Origin of the sequence: Cytobacillus citreus (assembly GCF_018343665.1) — a bacterium.
GTDB classification, from domain to species: domain Bacteria; phylum Bacillota; class Bacilli; order Bacillales; family Cytobacillaceae; genus Cytobacillus; species Cytobacillus citreus.
In genome coordinates this window covers 62559-78850 of record NZ_JAGYPM010000003.1, presented here as the reverse complement: position 1 = coordinate 78850, position 16292 = coordinate 62559, and the positions used below count along the sequence as shown (strand labels likewise).

The following is a 16292-nucleotide window of genomic DNA, read 5'->3' as shown; positions in this document are numbered from 1 at the left end:
ATCAATTAACAAGATTTGGTGGAGTTTTTCCTTGTAGTGCCAGTGTTATATTTTTTGCAGCAAGCTCCCACATTTTTGTACGTGTTTGGATGCTGGCACTGCCGATATGCGGCAGAGTAACAACATTAGGAAACTGCAAAAGAGGATGATCTAATGGCAAAGGTTCTTGTTCATATACATCTAATCCAGCGCCCCAAATAATACCTTCAGATAAGGCTTGGATTAAATCCATCTCGTTCAAAATCCCACCTCTTGCTGTATTGATTAAAATGGCTGTATTTTTCATTAGTTTTAATTCTTTCATCGTTATCAGGTTTTTAGTATCTTTAGTGAATGGTGTAAGAATACATACATAATCAGATGTTTGCAGCACAGTATGTAAATCAGCATATTCAATATCAAGCTCTGCCTCAAACTCAGGCTTCCGACTACGGCTATAATACATTAACTTCATATTGAAGCCCTTTGCTCTTCTTGCGACAGCTGCACCAATTTCACCAAGTCCAATAATTCCAAGTGTTGAGCCATGAACATCCATACCTGTCATAAACATAGGCGACCATGTTCTCCATTTACCTTCACGTAAAGCATGAGAAGCCTCAACTATTCTTCTAGAGGCTGCAAGCATTAGTGCAAAGGTAAGATCTGCTGTTGTTTCTGTAAGTACCCCAGGTGTATTGGTTACCATTATGCCTCTAGAGGTAGCTTCTTCTATGCAAATATTATTATAACCAACTGCCAAATTACTGATTACCTTTAGATTTCTTCCCTTGTCCAGCAATTCTTCATCAATGCTTTCGGTAAGCAGGCATAGAAGTCCATCGAATTTATGAATGATATGCAGTAATTCATCTCTAGGAATTTCTGTGTCTTCAGAATTCCATATATCAACTTCAAAGATTTTTTGGAGATTATTTAAAACGTGTTCAGGCGGTTTACGGGTAATAAAAATTTTCTTTTTAATAGAATTCATCCTCCTAATGGTTTTTTATTTAAATATATTGAAAAATAGCTATATTAGAAATTGTATCATCCACAATCATGAGTTTTAAGCATCAATAATACTTTAATAATAAAAGAATTTTTTTTTGAATCGTGAAACCTTTAGAATGGGCCCTTCGTATAGTAATTTGACTTGTGTTTGATTATAAGGAGGAGTTCTTCATGTCAATATTTAATAAAATGCTAGCAAGTGTTGGAATTGGGGCGGCAACGGTTGATACGAAGCTTGAACACGATACGGTCGTTCCTGGGGGAGAAATTAGAGGTGTGGTTGAAATTAATGGCGGTAATGTTGAACAAAGAATAGATGATATATATTTGTCATTAAATACAACATATGTGAAGGAAGTAGATGATAGAAAATATACTGCTTCAGGATTAATTGACCGTTTTCGCCTCACTGATTCGTTTACTTTGATGGCAAATGAGCGCAAGGTGATCCCTTTCTCTTTTATTATTCCAGCTGATACCCCACTTTCAATTGGTAAAACAAAGGTGTGGATTGCTACAGGACTTGATATTAAAAATGCAGTTGATTCAACAGATAAAGATTTTATTAGAGTTCATCCGAACGAAATAATGGATTCCGTTTTACAGGCTGTAAGCGGCTTAGGATTCCGTTTACGTGAAGCTGAGTGTGAACAAGCTTCGTACAGACTTCAACGCAGGCTTCCTTTTATTCAGGAATTTGAATTTGTACCAACATCAGGTCCATTTCGCGGTCGACTAGATGAATTAGAAGTTACATTCTTTCCGGTTTCGAGCTTTGAGACAGAAATATTGATGCAAGTAGATAGAAGGGCTAGAGGTCTTAGCAGTTTCCTTTCAGAAGCATTAAATATGGATGAGTCTCATATCCGCTTTACTGTAAACACGAGTGATATTTCCCTAATGCAGCAAAAGATTCAATCTGTTATTCAAAGGTATGCATGATAAGTAGACTTTCCAGTAAATCAGCCTGTATATAGGCTGATTTTTTTTGCTATTCAATCAAGGATAGGGAGGTCATCTAATAAATATTACTTCTATTTATTGATTAATCATTAATCGACAAAAGTAGTTGTTTTTTGATGAAGGAAACGACAAGAGAGATCCCGAAAAGAAAGGCAAAGTCAGTGATGTTATTATGGATATCGTTTGCCGAGAAACTTTTAGGGGGATCGTGATGTTGAAAGAGTTAACAAGGAATAAAAAGAAATATTATGATGTTACTATATTTCAAACACCAGAATTTCGCCAAAGTAAAGGATATCAGCCAGTATATAGACTAATGATTCAAGGATCAGATCATGTTGATTGTATAGATTCTGTTTTTGCCAAATTCAATGTTACAGACTTAATTCCTGCCGATTACAAGGGACGATTTATCTCTACAGGAGATATTTTATCTATTGATGAAGGACGAAAGGGACATTATTATTATCAGTTGAGACTAGGTGGATGGAAAGAAATAAATCGTGTTCATATAAGATAGAAATAGGAGAGCAGGTACTCTCCTGTGTCTATCTGTAAACCTATTTATTTTTTTCGTTTGTCCGCAGCAAACTCTTTTCCATGTGCTTCCTGCTCGGCAATTATGGCTTCAGGTGGGGCATGATTATTTTTTTTGGGTGACTTGATTCGATTGCGATGTTTTTTACCCATTTTTTTCCTCCAAATTACTTATTACTTTTTGTTTTTACTGTTTTAGAAGTATTAGGCTCAGTATTCGATCTGGATGAAGGGTTTGTCTCATTTGCGTGCTGAACCGCTTGTCTTAATTTTTTACTCATTTCTTTAGGCATTGTAGCAACCTCCTTTTAGAAAGCTATGAATAGCTTTCCCGATTATTTTGAAAACATGCTAATGGTTGAAGGTTTTTAAGCAGGATTGTTTTATGGTATAGTGTTTGAAGGGAGTTCTAATTAGGGTTTGAAATTATAGGAGGGTATATCAATGAGTATACATATTGGTGCTAAAGAAAATGAGATTGCTGAAACGGTTCTTCTTCCTGGGGATCCGCTACGAGCTAAATATATTGCAGAAACATTTTTAGAAAATGCAACATGCTATAATGAAGTCCGTAACATGTTTGGTTACACGGGGACATATAAAGGGCAAAGAATATCTGTTCAAGGGACAGGCATGGGAGTGCCATCCATTTCGATTTATATAAATGAATTGATGAATAGTTATAATGTGCAAAATTTGATCAGAGTTGGTACATGTGGAGCAATTCAGAAAGATGTTAAAGTAAGAGATGTTATTCTTGCCATGTCAGCTTCTACTGATTCACAAATGAATCGACTTACTTTTGGAGGCGTAGATTTTGCTCCAACTGCTAATTTTGAGTTATTAAAACAAGCATATGATGCGGGTCTTGAAAAAGGTCTAAATCTTAAAGTAGGAAATGTATTCACATCAGATATGTTCTATAATGACAATTCTGAGTTGGAAAAATGGGCAAAATATCAGATTTTGGCTATTGAAATGGAAACATCAGCTCTATACACACTTGCTGCGAAATTTGGTAGAAAGGCATTATCTGTATTAACAGTAAGTGATCATATTCTAACTGGTGAAGAAACAACAGCTGAGGAAAGACAAACAACTTTCAATGATATGATCGAAGTCGCTCTTGAAGCAGTTATTAAAGCATAATAAATCTATCGAACTGGTTCAATTATTTGAGCCAGTTTTTTTCTTCAAATAATTGGAACAAAACTTTAATCTGAAAATATTCCCCATTCGTGTTAAAATAAGTGGCGGTTAAAAGTAATAAGAAACAGGTGAAAAAATGAAAAAAAAACTAGCATTAACAGCTTGTACAGTGATGTTACTTTCTGGATGCAGTACCATTGAGACCTTGTCGGAAAAAGTTCCTTTTCTCAAAAAAGAACAAAATCCCCAAGAACCTTCTGATAGAAAAGGTGCATTAAACGAAAGTACAAACAATGAAGAGAGTAAGAAAGGCACTGAAGAAGAAAAGGAAACTCAGAATGGCGAATTAAAAGAAAAAGGAAATGATAACCCTTCTCTTGAAGCGGCCTTTTTTAACGATATTGTAACAGTAGATGGGAAAAATATTATACAGAATCCAACTAACCATTTGGTGCTTGTAAATAAACAATACAGCCTTCCGGATGGCTATGCACCTTCAGATTTAGTACGCCCGAAAGTTCCATTCTCATTCGGAGATCAGGATATTGAAAAAAGTTATTTACGAGAAGAAGCAGCAACGGCTCTAGAAACAATGTTTTCTGAAGCACAAAAGAAAGGAATCAATTTATTTGCTGTTTCTGGCTATCGTTCTTTTGACAGGCAAACTGCCGTATTCAATGCTGAGGTAAAAAAATATGGGGAAGACAAGGCGATTCAAGCGGTTGCAATACCAGGCAGCAGCGAACACCAAACTGGTTTAGCGATGGACATTTCAAGTCAAAGTGCGAATTTTGAGCTCTCGGAACAATTTGGTGAAACGATTGAAGGAAAATGGACTGCGGAAAATGCTCATCACTTCGGTTTTATTATTCGATATCCAAAAGGAAAAGAAGGAATTACAGGGTATAAATTTGAACCATGGCATTTACGCTATGTAGGAAAGGAAGCAGCAACAGTCATTTATGAAAAACAATTAACACTTGAAGAATATTTTGAAATTGTAAAAAAAATCTAGCAGTCAGACATTGTCTGACTTTTTTTGGCAAAAGCTGTGTTAAAGCTCAGTGTTGAACATGCTATTTTATTGTTCATTTTCGTTGCAGGCGCGAAACTCCTCAAAAATGCATGGGCATTTTCTTGTGCGGTGTTTAATCAAGGATGTTATTCAATATTCTGCGGGAGAAGCGAGTCAAAGGGAAACCCCTAATAGCGACGTGGAGGCTTCCGGACCGCCCGCTACGTTTTAGTGCCTGCAGCGGAAATCAACAGGGAGTTTAACATAGCCTTGGCAAAAGAAATATTTTTAGTGATGTACATAGTAAAGTGAAAATGAATTCACGAAAAAATTGCTGTTAGAAATGCTAAGCATATGAGGAAGTTCTTTGCGAAATACAAGCTTATACTTTTGAAAAATTTTTTTTTATACTTGTTAGTTTTTTTTGTTCTTTTCGTGATAAAAATGGTATCCTATTCAATAAAGGTTTTTCCGGTACAGTTTTTGGGCCAATTGGAAAGTTTATGATTTTTTCATACAAAAGTGAATGTAATGTTTTGATAAGTTTTTTCTAAAAAGTTAGTATAAGTAAACTAAGGCATCCGCTGAAAGAACTTGGCGAATGCCAAGTCTTTCTAATTATGAAAGTGGTGGGGAGTATGGAAGAAAAAGATATTAATCAGGAATCAGCTCAAAAGCAAACAGGATTTATTCGTATGAAAAAGCTTCCTTTTATCATTTTGCTGTTTATGATCGTTGTTTTATCAGTAGGTATTACTGCGTTAGCACTTACCTTTGGCGATGAAAAGGCTGTAAATATAAGTGGAAATAGAAGTGATTTTAATAAGTTTTATGATGCATATGATACATTGAAAAGCTCCTATTATCAGGAGGTTGATACTGAAAAATTAATTAATGGTGCCATTAATGGGATGGTGGATGCACTTGAAGATCCTTATTCAGACTATATGACTGTTGATGAGGCCAACAGCTTCCATCAAAGCATTTCTTCATCATTTGAAGGAATTGGTGCAGAAGTCCAAGAACAAAACGGGAATATTGTGATTGTTACACCGATTAAAGGCTCTCCAGCAGAAAAAGCTGGTATAAAGCCTAATGATAAGGTCTTATCGGTGGATGGAAAAAGCTTACAAGGTAAGAGTGCATCGGAGGCAGTTACATTAATAAGAGGGAAAAAAGGGACAAAAGTAGAGCTGTCTATTCAGAGAGCTGGGGTGGACGAAGCGATAAATGTTCCAATCATCAGGGATACGATTCCAATTGAAACTGTCTATGGAGAAATGCTTGAAGATGGAATAGCAAAAGTCCAAATTACTTCTTTTTCAGAAAATACTTCGCAGGAATTGATCGCAACCTTAAACGAATTGCAAGGAAAAGGAATGAAGGGGCTAATCCTAGATATAAGACAAAATCCAGGTGGCTTATTAGACCAAGCGGTTGAGATTTCTAGCTTATTTGTTCCAGAAGGAAAAAATATTTTCCAAATTGAAGATCGAAATGGAAATCGAAAGGAAGTCAAATCGGAAGGATCAAAATTTCCTGAAATTCCTTTAGTTGTCGTCATTGATAAAGGAAGTGCAAGTGCTTCTGAAATACTTGCTGGTGCTGTTAAAGAATCAGCAGATATTCCATTAGTTGGGGAGAAGTCCTTTGGTAAGGGTACTGTTCAGCGTGCTGAGGATTTTTCAGATGGTTCAAATATGAAATTTACTACTGAAAAATGGTTAACCCCGAATGGGAATTGGATTCACAAAAAAGGAATTAAACCCGACTATGAAGTAGCTTTGCCGGAATATGCTTCCTTGCCGATTATTAATCCTGACCTGGAATTAAAACTTTCCACCTCATCTGCACAGGTTAAAGCTGCTCAGCAAATGTTAAAAGCTATTGGCTATGATCCAGGCAGGGAGGATGGCTTCTTTGATGAAAAGACAAAGGAAGCCGTAGAAGCATTCCAATCGGCTGAAAAGCTTGAGGTAAATGGAATATTAACGGGTGAATCAACCATTAAGCTTATGGAGAGATTAAGAGAGAAACTCAATAAAAATGATACTCAAATTCAAAAAGCAACTGAAGTTTTAAAGCAGAAGATGGGCTCATAATTTTAAAATGAATAGTAAATAGAAGGCACTTTCCTCGTCATGGAAAGTGCCTTTCATTTTACACGTTAAGTATAAATTGCCAGCGCAGAAGATGATCCGACGTAGTTGCCAATTTTAGGAATGAAGTACGACGGACAGGACAAGGAAGGCTTCGATAGCGATTAACATCGCACGAAGGAAAGGCGATAGCTTTTACGAGGATGTCCTAGTCGGGCGAATGCCACTGGACGTGGCATGTATGAGCGCGATAAGTGCATCTACGCCTCTGTCATCGCCTTTCCAAGGCTCGCCAATCGGTGAGTTTTCTTTAAAAAATAAGAAAGTATAACTTTTCTCGAGTTTGAGAATTGTCTAGCTCCAGCTCCTACCCCCGACGTACAGGACGTACTAGTGTCGATAAAGCGACAGGACAAGGAAAGCTACGTCAGCGACACATCGCACGACCAAAAGAGAAGCTTTTGGGAGGACGTCGCGTTTTTGTCGACCTCGAGGTCATAAGCCAGTCCGCCAAGAAAGTTAAAGGACACCTTTCCCGTCGGCCTGTCCTATGCTTGCCTTAGGGTGAGCACTAAGGAAAGCTGCTTTGAATAATCATCGCAGGAACAATCTGACTTTTGATTGTTTCGAAGGCGCTTGCGCTTTTCTTATCCAGTTGACATGTTTTTATGTCAAAAACCACCGGGTATAGATTATTCTATTTCATCCAAAAATGATATTAATACGAGTTAACTTTACTTTGTTTCCCTCTAAGAAAAACAGGAGTGATTTCCAAAAGAGGTGATGAACTTGAAAAAAATATGGATGATATTTTTGGTTTATGCTGTTATGACTTTGACCGCATGTGCCTCTTCCTCATCAGAAAGCAACAAAAATAAAGCTGAAGATGCCAAACCAATAAAAGCAATTGAAAAAGTAATCGAAAAGAATATTCCGCCTGTGGAACCATTTAGGATAGAAAAAAAGTCAAAAAATTTTTTATTAATCGGTGTCGATAGCAGTGATGAAAAAGCTTCACGATCAGATACCATTATGTTTGCTCGATATGAACCTTTAGAAAAAAAGATTAAGCTTATTTCATTGATGAGAGATAGTTATGTGAAAATTCCGAATCATCCTTTTAAATATAGTAAATTAAATCATGCATATAATTTAGGCGGTAAGAATTTGTTGAAAGAAACTGTTGAAGAAAACTTCGGGGTAAAGGTAGATCATATAGCTGTAATCGATTTTATCGGTTTTGTTAACATAATGGACACAATAGCCCCTGAAGGACTTGATGTTGAAGTTTCAAAATCCATGATTGAGGATTTGAATTTAAAAGTAGAACCAGGAAAACAAAAGCTTCACGGAGCAGATCTTTTATCTTATGTCAGATTTAGACATGATAAAATGAGTGACTTTGGAAGGGTAAATAGACAACAGGAGGTATTGATATCTCTAAAAGAAAAAGTTCTTGACCAGTTTTCCTCCCTTGAAGGAATTGCGAAATTTCCAGAAGTAATCAAGTTTACGATGCAAAATGTAGAAACCGATTTGAAATTTGATGAAGCTTTTTCACTCGGTGCAAGCTTCATTTTGAATCCAGTTACTGATATTCAAACATTACGAGTCCCTGTATCGAACAGTTTTGAAAATAAGTATTTTCAGCATGCAGGGGCAGTACTTAAATTAAACTTTGAAAAAAATGAAGAAGCAATCAAACTTTTTTTAAATGAAGATGATTAATAAGCGGGTATGCCCGCTTTTTTTCTGTACATCCATTTATTTGTTATTCCTTTTGTTTGAAAGGATTAATAAAATCAGATAAAATGTGTCTTTAGATGAATCAATTACGCACAGAACCACGTCCTCCCTAAAGATTTCTTCCGTTTGTGATGCCTTTACTAGCAGTTTGTCTCCTCCTCATACTTCCTGATTCCTCTGAATTTTGACGTGAGGCTCTTACTACTCGTTAATCTACGAAATGTAGTGAAATAAATCTTCCTGAACATAAATAGCAATGAGGTGATTTTTTTGAAGCAAATTGTTCACCTGAATGATCAGATACGAAACGAGGTAACCAGCATTGAAGCTGAATGTGAACTTCTTGGAAATAGACTGAAACAAATTTATAAAGACGATTTTCTTAGAATCAATGAATTAGTTGTCATTGAACTGATTCGTGAGAAAAAAGGTAAGCCTGCCTCAAAAGTTGATATATATAACACTTGCTATGAGTCGTATATTGAAATAGGAGTTGAAAAAGATAATGTGTATTTTCCTAACGCATATATCCCAATATGGAAATGCAAACAGGAGATGTTCCATACAGTCGGATATTTAATTAATTTAAATATACAAGCACTTGAGAAAAAAATGAAAAGGATAATTTTAGAGATGTGGGAAGATCACAAGGGAGAGTTAGAAATAAATGAAGAAAACTGAAATATATGTGTTAGCAGGTTTTTTAGGAAGCGGAAAAACAACTTTATTGAAGCAGCTTCTCATTGAGGAAAAGAAGCAAAATCGCAATGTTGCAGTCATGATGAATGAGCTTGGGAAAGTATCTATAGACTCTGATGCAGTCGATGAAGATGTGCCCTTAAAGGAGCTGCTTGATGGGTGTATTTGCTGTTCGATTCAGGATAAATTAGAAGCTCAGCTTCAGGGATTGATCATGAACGAGAAGCCTGAAGTTATATATATCGAAGCAACAGGTGCAGCACATCCAATTGAAGTATTGGACGCAGTTTTATCTCCTCTTTTTGCAGATAAATTAAATGTAAAAGGAATTATTTCCGTTGTTGATGGAAATCGTTGGCTGAACCGCAAAACATTAAGTCCTCAAGTACAGCAGCTTTTAATTGAACAGGTTCGTCATGCGGATTTAATTTTGTTAAACAAAACAGACATATTAACTGATGGAGAACAATCTAAACTTACCATCGAAATCCAGGCACTTAATTCTCATGCAACAGCTATCTTGACTTCATTTGCAAAAGTTCCAATGGATATAGTTAAGAAAATTTCAGTAAATAAAAAGGAAGCATCAGGAAACAGTCACGTATTCAAGGATTTAAAACTTAGTACTTTTGTCTATAAATTCGAAAATCCAGTTAATCAAACTGAATTTGACGCTTTTCTAAGAGCCCTGCCAGACACAATTTATCGGATTAAGGGGTATATAAAATTTACTTCCTCAAAATATCCCTTCCTCTTCCAATATTCATATGGAATGCCACTCTTTTTGCAAGAAAATATGAATATGCCTTTAAATTTAGTTTTTATTGGTGAAAAAATGGATTGGCAATCTGTAGGAAGTAAGCTTCAAAAATTAGAAGGGCATTCATATTAAATCGTTATATTATCAATACACGAATATTTTAAGATGAATACAATAACTGCTTTTTAGGAAAACTTCTAGAAGCAAACTAATTATTTTAGAAATTGAGTGGAGAAAATGAAGTCAGTCATTGTATGTATCTTATTATGTTTGTTTGTAAATAACACGAATACTTTAGCAAATAATGATCAAATTGGCATTCAGGTTGAAATGATACCATGGGAGAATGTAAATAAGATTTTACCAAAATACAGTAAATTTACTGTTATGGATGTTGAAACTGGTAAAAAATTTCAAGTACAGCGGCGAGCAGGAAGTCATCATGCTGATGTGCAGCCTTTAAATTCGAAAGAAACAAAAATAATGAAGGAAATATATGGTGGGGAATGGAGCTGGAAGCGCCGAGCGATCATTGTGATACATAAGGGCCAGTGGATCGCAGCTTCCATGCATGGAATGCCGCATGGTGCTGGGGCATTAGAAAATAATTTTCCCGGACATTTTTGTATTCATTTCTATGGAAGTACAACTCATCGCACTAACTTTATGGATTTATCACATAAATTAATGATATTAAAGGCTGCGAGCTTGCTTGAGGAATATGCAGGAAGTGCTAATCCATATGAAGTGATAAGCGCATATATTGCTGGAATTAAACAGCAGGATGCAAAAATAATATCGATCTTTTCATTACAGACAATAAAATGGAAAAAATATGTGAAAAGAATAGACAACATTCAATTGAATCGTATGCCAGTTCTTCCTGCAGAGGATTTTATCGGAGATTTAAGTTTGGAAATCCCTGTAGAAATCGAATTAATAATGAAAAATTCAGGGAAAAAATATTTTAAAGGGAAAATATATTTAGTTCGCTTTTCACATGCCGACGCATGGAAAATTGATAGTGTAAGATTCTTACAAGATAATCACTTCATTACTGAAAAAGAATAAAAAACTTGAGATGCCTCAAGTTTTTTATCTTTCTCCAAATTTGATAAATGTTCTTTCATCCTCAATTAATCCACATGCACCGCATTGAACCTTGATCTCTGGTCCTTTATATGCTAAATGAAAAGGACTTAAGTTTTCGCTTGAATATTCCTCAATAATATCTCCTGAATGCGGATCCAGCTTAACAGATTGTGGAACCTGCCTGATAATATTGAACCTGCTTCTGTTTGTTTTACAATTCGGACAGCAGTATGGTGTACTCATATGAAGCTCCTTTCTTGTTCTATTTAAATATTTTTTGCATATCTGAATTTATTTATGTAAAAATGGTTTTATAAGCAAGAAATATAAAAAAGAAAGGCAAGTTGATATGGAGAATGTTATTAATTATGAGTATTTAATACAAGAATATCGTTCACTTTGGAAAAATCGTCTTCTTTCTACTGACCTTGATGCAAAAAACAGTTTAATCGATGCAATAAGAAGAGAATTAAAGGATGAAAATACGCATCCTAGAGTGCGTAAAACTTCAATTGAGAAATATTATCTCGCGACAAAACGCATCATGGAATCAAATTTTTCGGAAGGAAGCAAAATTTCTTTAATTCAATTACATATAGAGCAAATGAAGGATATATATAAAAGTTCATAATCGACTTCATAGTTTAATCACATATAAGAGGTATAATAACGAAAAAAAAGATTGTTGAGGAGAAAAACGTGCACTATTTAAAGAGAATTCTTTTCATTATTATTGCAGGAGTTTTTCTGTCTTCTTGTTCCAATCCTCGATACCCGTCCATTCCAGAGGATATTTCCATTGCGGCTACAGTCAATATTAAGGACATGTCCGTTTCATTCATTAATTTGGATAGTATGGAAAAAATTGCGGATTGGAAGCTTGAAAAACCCTATACTGGTGCTGTTATATTGCCAGATAATGATACGATTATCCTATACGGTAAGCAGGTAGAAACTGCTGACTTATATTCTTTAAAATCTGGACAAGCAGTAGGAAGCTGGAATACAGGTAAAGGGATAGTAAATGGAAAGTATCTTCAAACGACTTCACAAATTGCTTTCGTGGATCAGAATTTAAATAATATTCGTTTTTTTGATTTAAATGGAGAAGAAGCTATTCAAATAAGTACAGAGCTTAATCCTCTTACGATTTTGGAATCGGAAAAGAGCAAAATTCTTTATGTACTTAGCTTTAATAAAGAAAAGCTTACAGTCATTGATTTAATCAAAAAAGAAAAAATGACTAGTTTTCCTATCCACCCATCCGCTGCTGGTGCATGGCTGAATGAAGACAAAAATGAACTTTGGATAGGTGGTCATGGAGCGGGAGAAGAAGTCGAAACGGACATTCATGTTTATGACTCCGTAACAGGAGATTTTAAATATAATATCCCTGCACCGTCAATGCCTGTCAATTTTTTAGGATCAAATAAAAATGTTTTTGTGTTGAGTCATGGTTCCAGTAAGCTTTACAAGCTCAATGAAGATGGTGTAGTGTTAGACTCCATGATTGTTGGTGCTAACCCATTTGAAATGGTGTTCACAAATAGGAATATAATGATAGCTGGTTATGACAGTAATGATGTTCATTTTGTTGACCCAGATAATCTGAATATAATTAAAACAATTCCTGTTGGAAAAGGTCCTTTTCAAATAGTGTTAAGGGAGAGAAAATAATGGATCAGTTAAACATTTTAATAATAGATGATGAGGAAGACATGAGGCATCTAGTTGAAATGTATCTTGAAAATTCTGGTTTTCACTGTTTTACAGCAGCTAGTGGCAAGGAAGGGTATGAATTAATTAATCGTACATCCATTAACTTAATTATTCTTGACATTATGATGCCGGAAGAGGATGGATTCCAAGTATGTTCAAGAATTCGAACGAAATATGATATCCCTGTCATCTTTTTATCTGCCAAAGGAGAAGAGTGGGATAAGGTGAAGGGACTGCAGCTCGGTGGGGATGATTACATTGTAAAGCCCTTTAGTCCCGGGGAGCTAATCGCTAGAATTCAAGCTGTTTTAAGAAGGACAGGCGTAATAAAAAGTGAGTCCCATTTACATATTGGAAAAATGATTATTGATCGATTAGCGAGAAGTGTAACAGTTGATGGGAAAAGTATTTCTTTGACACTAAAAGAGTTTGAACTTTTAATATTTTTTGTAGACCATCAATCGCAAGCTTTGAGCAGGGAACAGCTGCTTGATCACGTATGGGGTGTCGATTATATCGGAAGCCTGCGGACAGTGGATACACATATAAAGACGTTAAGAATGAAGCTTGGAGTTGGCGACTATATACAAACAGTATGGGGAATTGGCTATAAATTTGAGGTCCCAGCAGAATGAGTTTTATTACGGATAGTCTGACTAAAAAGCTGTGGCTCACAATAACAGCGGCAATCGTCATTACCATTTTGTATTCATACTTTTTATCTTATCTTTTTTATGAAAAACTATATGTTAAAAATGTTGAGGCTGCATTAGTTGAAGAAGGAGCCAGGCTAGCGAGCGAATATGAAGGAGGACCATTATCGCAGGAGTTAAAGGATAAAATCGAATGGTATAGCACAAAATCTGAATCGGAAATTTTTATTGTCAGCAACCCTCGAGAGTTAAGTGCTTGCCTGCCATTCGAAATTGACTATGAATCACTAATCAATGGAGCTGAAAGAGAAGAATTACTTAATGGAAATCCAGTTCAAAAGATCGGGTATGAAGAACGATTTGATCGAAAAATAATGGCTGTGGTTTTCCCGCTATTGGATGAAAGCAGGCTGGAAGGAATCATTTATTTATATTTGCCTTTAGCAAAAATTTCAGAAGTGACAACCGATTTTGCATATTTATGGATGATTGCTGCTTTTCTCTTTTTAATAATTGCTCTATTCTTTGGAACATATCTTGTTCGCAGGCTGACAAAACCATTGATTGAAATGAAAAAAGCTGCTGAAAGTGTTTCAAGAGGAGACTACTCAATCAAATTAAATAATGCTTCAACAGATGAAATTGGCCAGTTAGCCAATGCCTTTAATCACATGGCAACCTCCATACAAGAGGAGGATGATCGTAAAAAAGACTTTCTTGCAAATGTATCGCATGAGCTGAGAACTCCTATAAGCTATGTCAAAGGATATAGTGAGGCATTAATTTCTGGTATTGTAAAAAAGGAAGAGAGCAATCGGTATTTAAGTTTAATTCATCGAGAAGCGGTAAGGATGGAAAGGCTTGTAGGAGATTTGCTAGATCTTTCAAAATTAGATTCGGATGAATATAAACTCGAAAAAATACCACTACCTCTTGCTCAGCTTATTGAAGATTCCTTGCAAAAGTATGTGCCTATAATGAGAGAAAAGAACTTAAAGCTTCAACTTCATTTAGATCCAGACATTATTATTAATGGTGATGAAGGTCGAATAGAGCAAATTATCCAAAATATTATGGATAATTCTATCCGTTATACGAATGAAGGAGAAATATCTCTAAAGCTTTACAAAGTGAATGAAGGCTGCTGTATTGAAATAACAGATTCCGGTATAGGAATTCCAGAAGAAGATCTGGGCAAAATTAAACAAAGATTCTTTCGAGTTAATAAGGGAAGAACGAGAAATGATGGGGGTACAGGTTTGGGTCTGGCTATTGCAGAAAAGCTTGTAAATCTTCATAACGGTACTTTGACAATTAAAAGCAAATTAGGTAAAGGTACAACTGTAAAAATAGAACTTCCAGTTATTATGGAATAGAGCGAACTGAAAAAAAATCATAGCGTATATTAAGAAAAAGCAGCGAGTTGCTGCTTTTTCTAATGTAAACCCCATAGTGAATCATATTCTTTAAACCTTTACACATGTAACATCTTCGTAATAAAAGTAAAACGAGTCTTTGATTTTAAATCCTGTCAACATTGATTTTCTAGTTTAATAATGGAAATTAACTAATCCAATTTCCAAACGAGGTTTATACAACCATGTCATTCTTATCCAGTCAATTCCATTAAAAATCCATATTTGTAACGGTTTCTAATAGAAAAATACTTTTTTCATTCTTCTACTCTTCTAATTGTGACTTTGAATCTATCATTTTGTTAAATCCTTCCGATTTTATTACGAAAACCATGTGTTATGATGATTGTGCAAGTTAAACAACACAAAAATTATTCGACATCGGGGAGGATTTAATACATGAATAAAAAAATGTTATTTTCAGTCGCAGCTGCAGCAGCTTTATTGGTTTCTAATCCAGTGGTGAATAAGGCAGACGCAGCATCAAATTGTCCAACACCGCAACAAGCAAAAGGATTTAACTCTCAACCTACTAATATTAATCTTGATCAAATTAATAGCATTCTTCAAAAACATATGAATAATTCAAACGTTCAATGGAACTTTGACCAAATAAATAAACAGCAGCAAGCTCAAAATCCTGTACAACAAAAGCCAGTACAACAACAACCAGCTCAACAACAACCAGCACAAAAGCCAGTACAACAGCAACCAGCACAAAAGCCAGTAGAGCAAAAGCCATCAACACCTGCTTCATCATCAGTAAGTGCTTATGAGCAAAAGGTAGTGGATTTAACAAACCAAGAACGTGCTAAAAATGGCTTGCCAGCATTACAGCTTGATGTAAACTTAAGCAAAGTAGCACGCACAAAGTCAATGGATATGAAAACAAAAGGTTATTTTGACCATAATAGCCCAACTTACGGTTCACCATTCGATATGATGAAGCAATTTGGCATCTCATACAGTTCAGCTGGTGAAAACATCGCTATGGGTCAACGTACACCAGAAGAAGTAGTAAATGCATGGATGAACAGTGATGGACACCGCAAGAACATCTTAAATCCAAGCTTTACACATATCGGTGTTGGTTATGTAGCTGAAGGAAACTACTGGACACAACAATTTATTGGAAAATAATAATTTAAATGATCTTCAAAAAGAGCAGGCTCAAATAATTGAGCTGCTCTTTTTTAGGCTAATAGGGAAGTTTAAGTTTATTAACGTACTAAAGTAAAGGGTGTTTTCAATTAAATATCTGCTAATAAGATTGCATAAGAAAAACTAAGGCATTCGCCAAAAAGGACTTGGCGAACGCCAAGTTTTTCTAAGCTAATAGGAAAGTTTAAGTTTTTTTAACGTATTAAAGTAAAGTATGTTTTCAATAAAATATCTGCTAATAAGATCGCATAAGAAAAACTAAGGCATTCACCAAAAAGGACTTGGCGAACG

General features: G+C 35.4%; 18 protein-coding genes. 14 read left to right on the top strand and 4 right to left on the bottom strand.

What is annotated here, in order from left to right:
- Position 1 precedes the first annotated feature (1 nt).
- Positions 2-973: a 2-hydroxyacid dehydrogenase gene (locus tag KHA94_RS11925; protein ID WP_249365483.1), complete on the bottom strand. Its 972-nt coding sequence runs from the start codon at positions 971-973 to the stop codon at positions 2-4.
- Positions 974-1164: 191 nt separating this feature from the next.
- Between KHA94_RS11925 and KHA94_RS11920 the strand changes: the two genes are divergently transcribed.
- Positions 1165-1935 carry a sporulation protein gene (locus KHA94_RS11920; protein WP_213102372.1) on the top strand — a complete coding sequence of 257 codons (771 nt, stop codon included), beginning with the start codon at positions 1165-1167 and terminating at the stop codon, positions 1933-1935.
- 232 nt (positions 1936-2167) lie between these two features.
- A complete protein-coding gene (locus KHA94_RS11915; RefSeq protein ID WP_213102371.1) occupies positions 2168-2476 on the top strand; it encodes a YodL domain-containing protein in 309 nt (102 codons plus the stop codon).
- A gap of 44 nt (positions 2477-2520) precedes the next feature.
- On the opposite strand, the gene KHA94_RS26290 is transcribed toward KHA94_RS11915, so the two are convergent.
- Both KHA94_RS26290 and KHA94_RS26285 read right to left on the bottom strand, forming a co-directional pair.
- Positions 2521-2646 carry a hypothetical protein gene (locus KHA94_RS26290; protein ID WP_275950893.1) on the bottom strand — a complete coding sequence of 42 codons (126 nt, stop codon included), beginning with the start codon at positions 2644-2646 and terminating at the stop codon, positions 2521-2523.
- Positions 2647-2660: 14 nt separating this feature from the next.
- Positions 2661-2786 carry a hypothetical protein gene (locus tag KHA94_RS26285; protein ID WP_267128885.1) on the bottom strand — a complete coding sequence of 42 codons (126 nt, stop codon included), beginning with the start codon at positions 2784-2786 and terminating at the stop codon, positions 2661-2663.
- 151 nt (positions 2787-2937) lie between these two features.
- Here KHA94_RS26285 and deoD point away from each other — a divergent pair, with 151 nt between their 5' ends.
- From deoD to KHA94_RS11880, 7 genes are all read left to right on the top strand, one after another.
- Positions 2938-3642: a purine-nucleoside phosphorylase gene (gene deoD, locus KHA94_RS11910; protein ID WP_213102370.1), complete on the top strand. Its 705-nt coding sequence runs from the start codon at positions 2938-2940 to the stop codon at positions 3640-3642.
- A 136-nt stretch (positions 3643-3778) separates the two neighbouring features.
- Positions 3779-4657, top strand: a complete 879-nt coding sequence (locus tag KHA94_RS11905; protein WP_213102369.1) for a M15 family metallopeptidase — start codon at positions 3779-3781, stop codon at positions 4655-4657.
- 638 nt (positions 4658-5295) lie between these two features.
- On the top strand, positions 5296-6759 hold the full coding sequence (locus KHA94_RS11900) for a lmo1851 family serine protease (RefSeq protein WP_213102368.1): 1464 nt from the start codon (positions 5296-5298) through the stop codon (positions 6757-6759).
- 786 nt (positions 6760-7545) lie between these two features.
- Complete coding sequence (locus KHA94_RS11895; protein ID WP_213102367.1) at positions 7546-8484, top strand: LCP family protein; 939 nt, start codon at positions 7546-7548, stop codon at positions 8482-8484.
- A 288-nt stretch (positions 8485-8772) separates the two neighbouring features.
- A complete protein-coding gene (locus tag KHA94_RS11890; RefSeq protein WP_213102366.1) occupies positions 8773-9183 on the top strand; it encodes a hypothetical protein in 411 nt (136 codons plus the stop codon).
- Positions 9170-10093 (top strand): CobW family GTP-binding protein, encoded by a 924-nt coding sequence (locus KHA94_RS11885; protein ID WP_213102365.1) that lies wholly within the window; start codon positions 9170-9172, stop codon positions 10091-10093. Before KHA94_RS11890 ends, KHA94_RS11885 begins: the two co-directional genes overlap by 14 nt.
- Positions 10094-10198: 105 nt before the next feature.
- On the top strand, positions 10199-11032 hold the full coding sequence (locus KHA94_RS11880; RefSeq protein ID WP_213102364.1) for a hypothetical protein: 834 nt from the start codon (positions 10199-10201) through the stop codon (positions 11030-11032).
- A gap of 24 nt (positions 11033-11056) precedes the next feature.
- Here KHA94_RS11880 and KHA94_RS11875 read toward each other — a convergent pair whose 3' ends face one another.
- Positions 11057-11296, bottom strand: a complete 240-nt coding sequence (locus tag KHA94_RS11875) for a DNA alkylation repair protein (protein WP_213102363.1) — start codon at positions 11294-11296, stop codon at positions 11057-11059.
- A 106-nt stretch (positions 11297-11402) separates the two neighbouring features.
- Here KHA94_RS11875 and KHA94_RS11870 point away from each other — a divergent pair, with 106 nt between their 5' ends.
- From KHA94_RS11870 to KHA94_RS11850, 5 genes are all read left to right on the top strand, one after another.
- Positions 11403-11684, top strand: a complete 282-nt coding sequence (locus KHA94_RS11870; RefSeq protein ID WP_213102362.1) for a hypothetical protein — start codon at positions 11403-11405, stop codon at positions 11682-11684.
- 68 nt (positions 11685-11752) lie between these two features.
- The gene (locus tag KHA94_RS11865; RefSeq protein ID WP_213102361.1) at positions 11753-12730 is read left to right on the top strand and encodes a YncE family protein; all 978 of its coding nucleotides are present in this window, start codon (positions 11753-11755) and stop codon (positions 12728-12730) included.
- Positions 12730-13407, top strand: coding sequence for a response regulator transcription factor (locus KHA94_RS11860; RefSeq protein WP_213102360.1), 678 nt, complete (start codon positions 12730-12732; stop codon positions 13405-13407). Before KHA94_RS11865 ends, KHA94_RS11860 begins: the two co-directional genes overlap by 1 nt.
- A complete protein-coding gene (locus KHA94_RS11855; RefSeq protein ID WP_213102359.1) occupies positions 13404-14801 on the top strand; it encodes a sensor histidine kinase in 1398 nt (465 codons plus the stop codon). The genes KHA94_RS11860 and KHA94_RS11855 overlap by 4 nt, the downstream gene beginning before the upstream one ends.
- 438 nt (positions 14802-15239) lie before the next feature.
- Positions 15240-15980, top strand: coding sequence for a CAP domain-containing protein (locus KHA94_RS11850; protein WP_213102358.1), 741 nt, complete (start codon positions 15240-15242; stop codon positions 15978-15980).
- Positions 15981-16292: the final 312 nt, after the last annotated feature.

Bases quoted from the DNA above. Each gene is read 5' to 3' on its own strand.
- KHA94_RS11925 (WP_249365483.1), bottom strand. From the start codon at position 973: ATGAATTCTATTAAAAAGAAAATTTTTATTACCCGTAAACCGCCTGAA.
- KHA94_RS11920 (WP_213102372.1), top strand. From the start codon at position 1,165: ATGTCAATATTTAATAAAATGCTAGCAAGTGTTGGAATTGGGGCGGCA.
- KHA94_RS11915 (WP_213102371.1), top strand. From the start codon at position 2,168: ATGTTGAAAGAGTTAACAAGGAATAAAAAGAAATATTATGATGTTACT.
- KHA94_RS26290 (WP_275950893.1), bottom strand. From the start codon at position 2,646: ATGGGTAAAAAACATCGCAATCGAATCAAGTCACCCAAAAAAAATAAT.
- KHA94_RS26285 (WP_267128885.1), bottom strand. From the start codon at position 2,786: ATGCCTAAAGAAATGAGTAAAAAATTAAGACAAGCGGTTCAGCACGCA.
- deoD (WP_213102370.1), top strand. From the start codon at position 2,938: ATGAGTATACATATTGGTGCTAAAGAAAATGAGATTGCTGAAACGGTT.
- KHA94_RS11905 (WP_213102369.1), top strand. From the start codon at position 3,779: ATGAAAAAAAAACTAGCATTAACAGCTTGTACAGTGATGTTACTTTCT.
- KHA94_RS11900 (WP_213102368.1), top strand. From the start codon at position 5,296: ATGGAAGAAAAAGATATTAATCAGGAATCAGCTCAAAAGCAAACAGGA.
- KHA94_RS11885 (WP_213102365.1), top strand. From the start codon at position 9,170: ATGAAGAAAACTGAAATATATGTGTTAGCAGGTTTTTTAGGAAGCGGA.
- KHA94_RS11880 (WP_213102364.1), top strand. From the start codon at position 10,199: ATGAAGTCAGTCATTGTATGTATCTTATTATGTTTGTTTGTAAATAAC.
- KHA94_RS11875 (WP_213102363.1), bottom strand. From the start codon at position 11,296: ATGAGTACACCATACTGCTGTCCGAATTGTAAAACAAACAGAAGCAGG.
- KHA94_RS11870 (WP_213102362.1), top strand. From the start codon at position 11,403: ATGGAGAATGTTATTAATTATGAGTATTTAATACAAGAATATCGTTCA.
- KHA94_RS11860 (WP_213102360.1), top strand. From the start codon at position 12,730: ATGGATCAGTTAAACATTTTAATAATAGATGATGAGGAAGACATGAGG.
- KHA94_RS11855 (WP_213102359.1), top strand. From the start codon at position 13,404: ATGAGTTTTATTACGGATAGTCTGACTAAAAAGCTGTGGCTCACAATA.
- KHA94_RS11850 (WP_213102358.1), top strand. From the start codon at position 15,240: ATGAATAAAAAAATGTTATTTTCAGTCGCAGCTGCAGCAGCTTTATTG.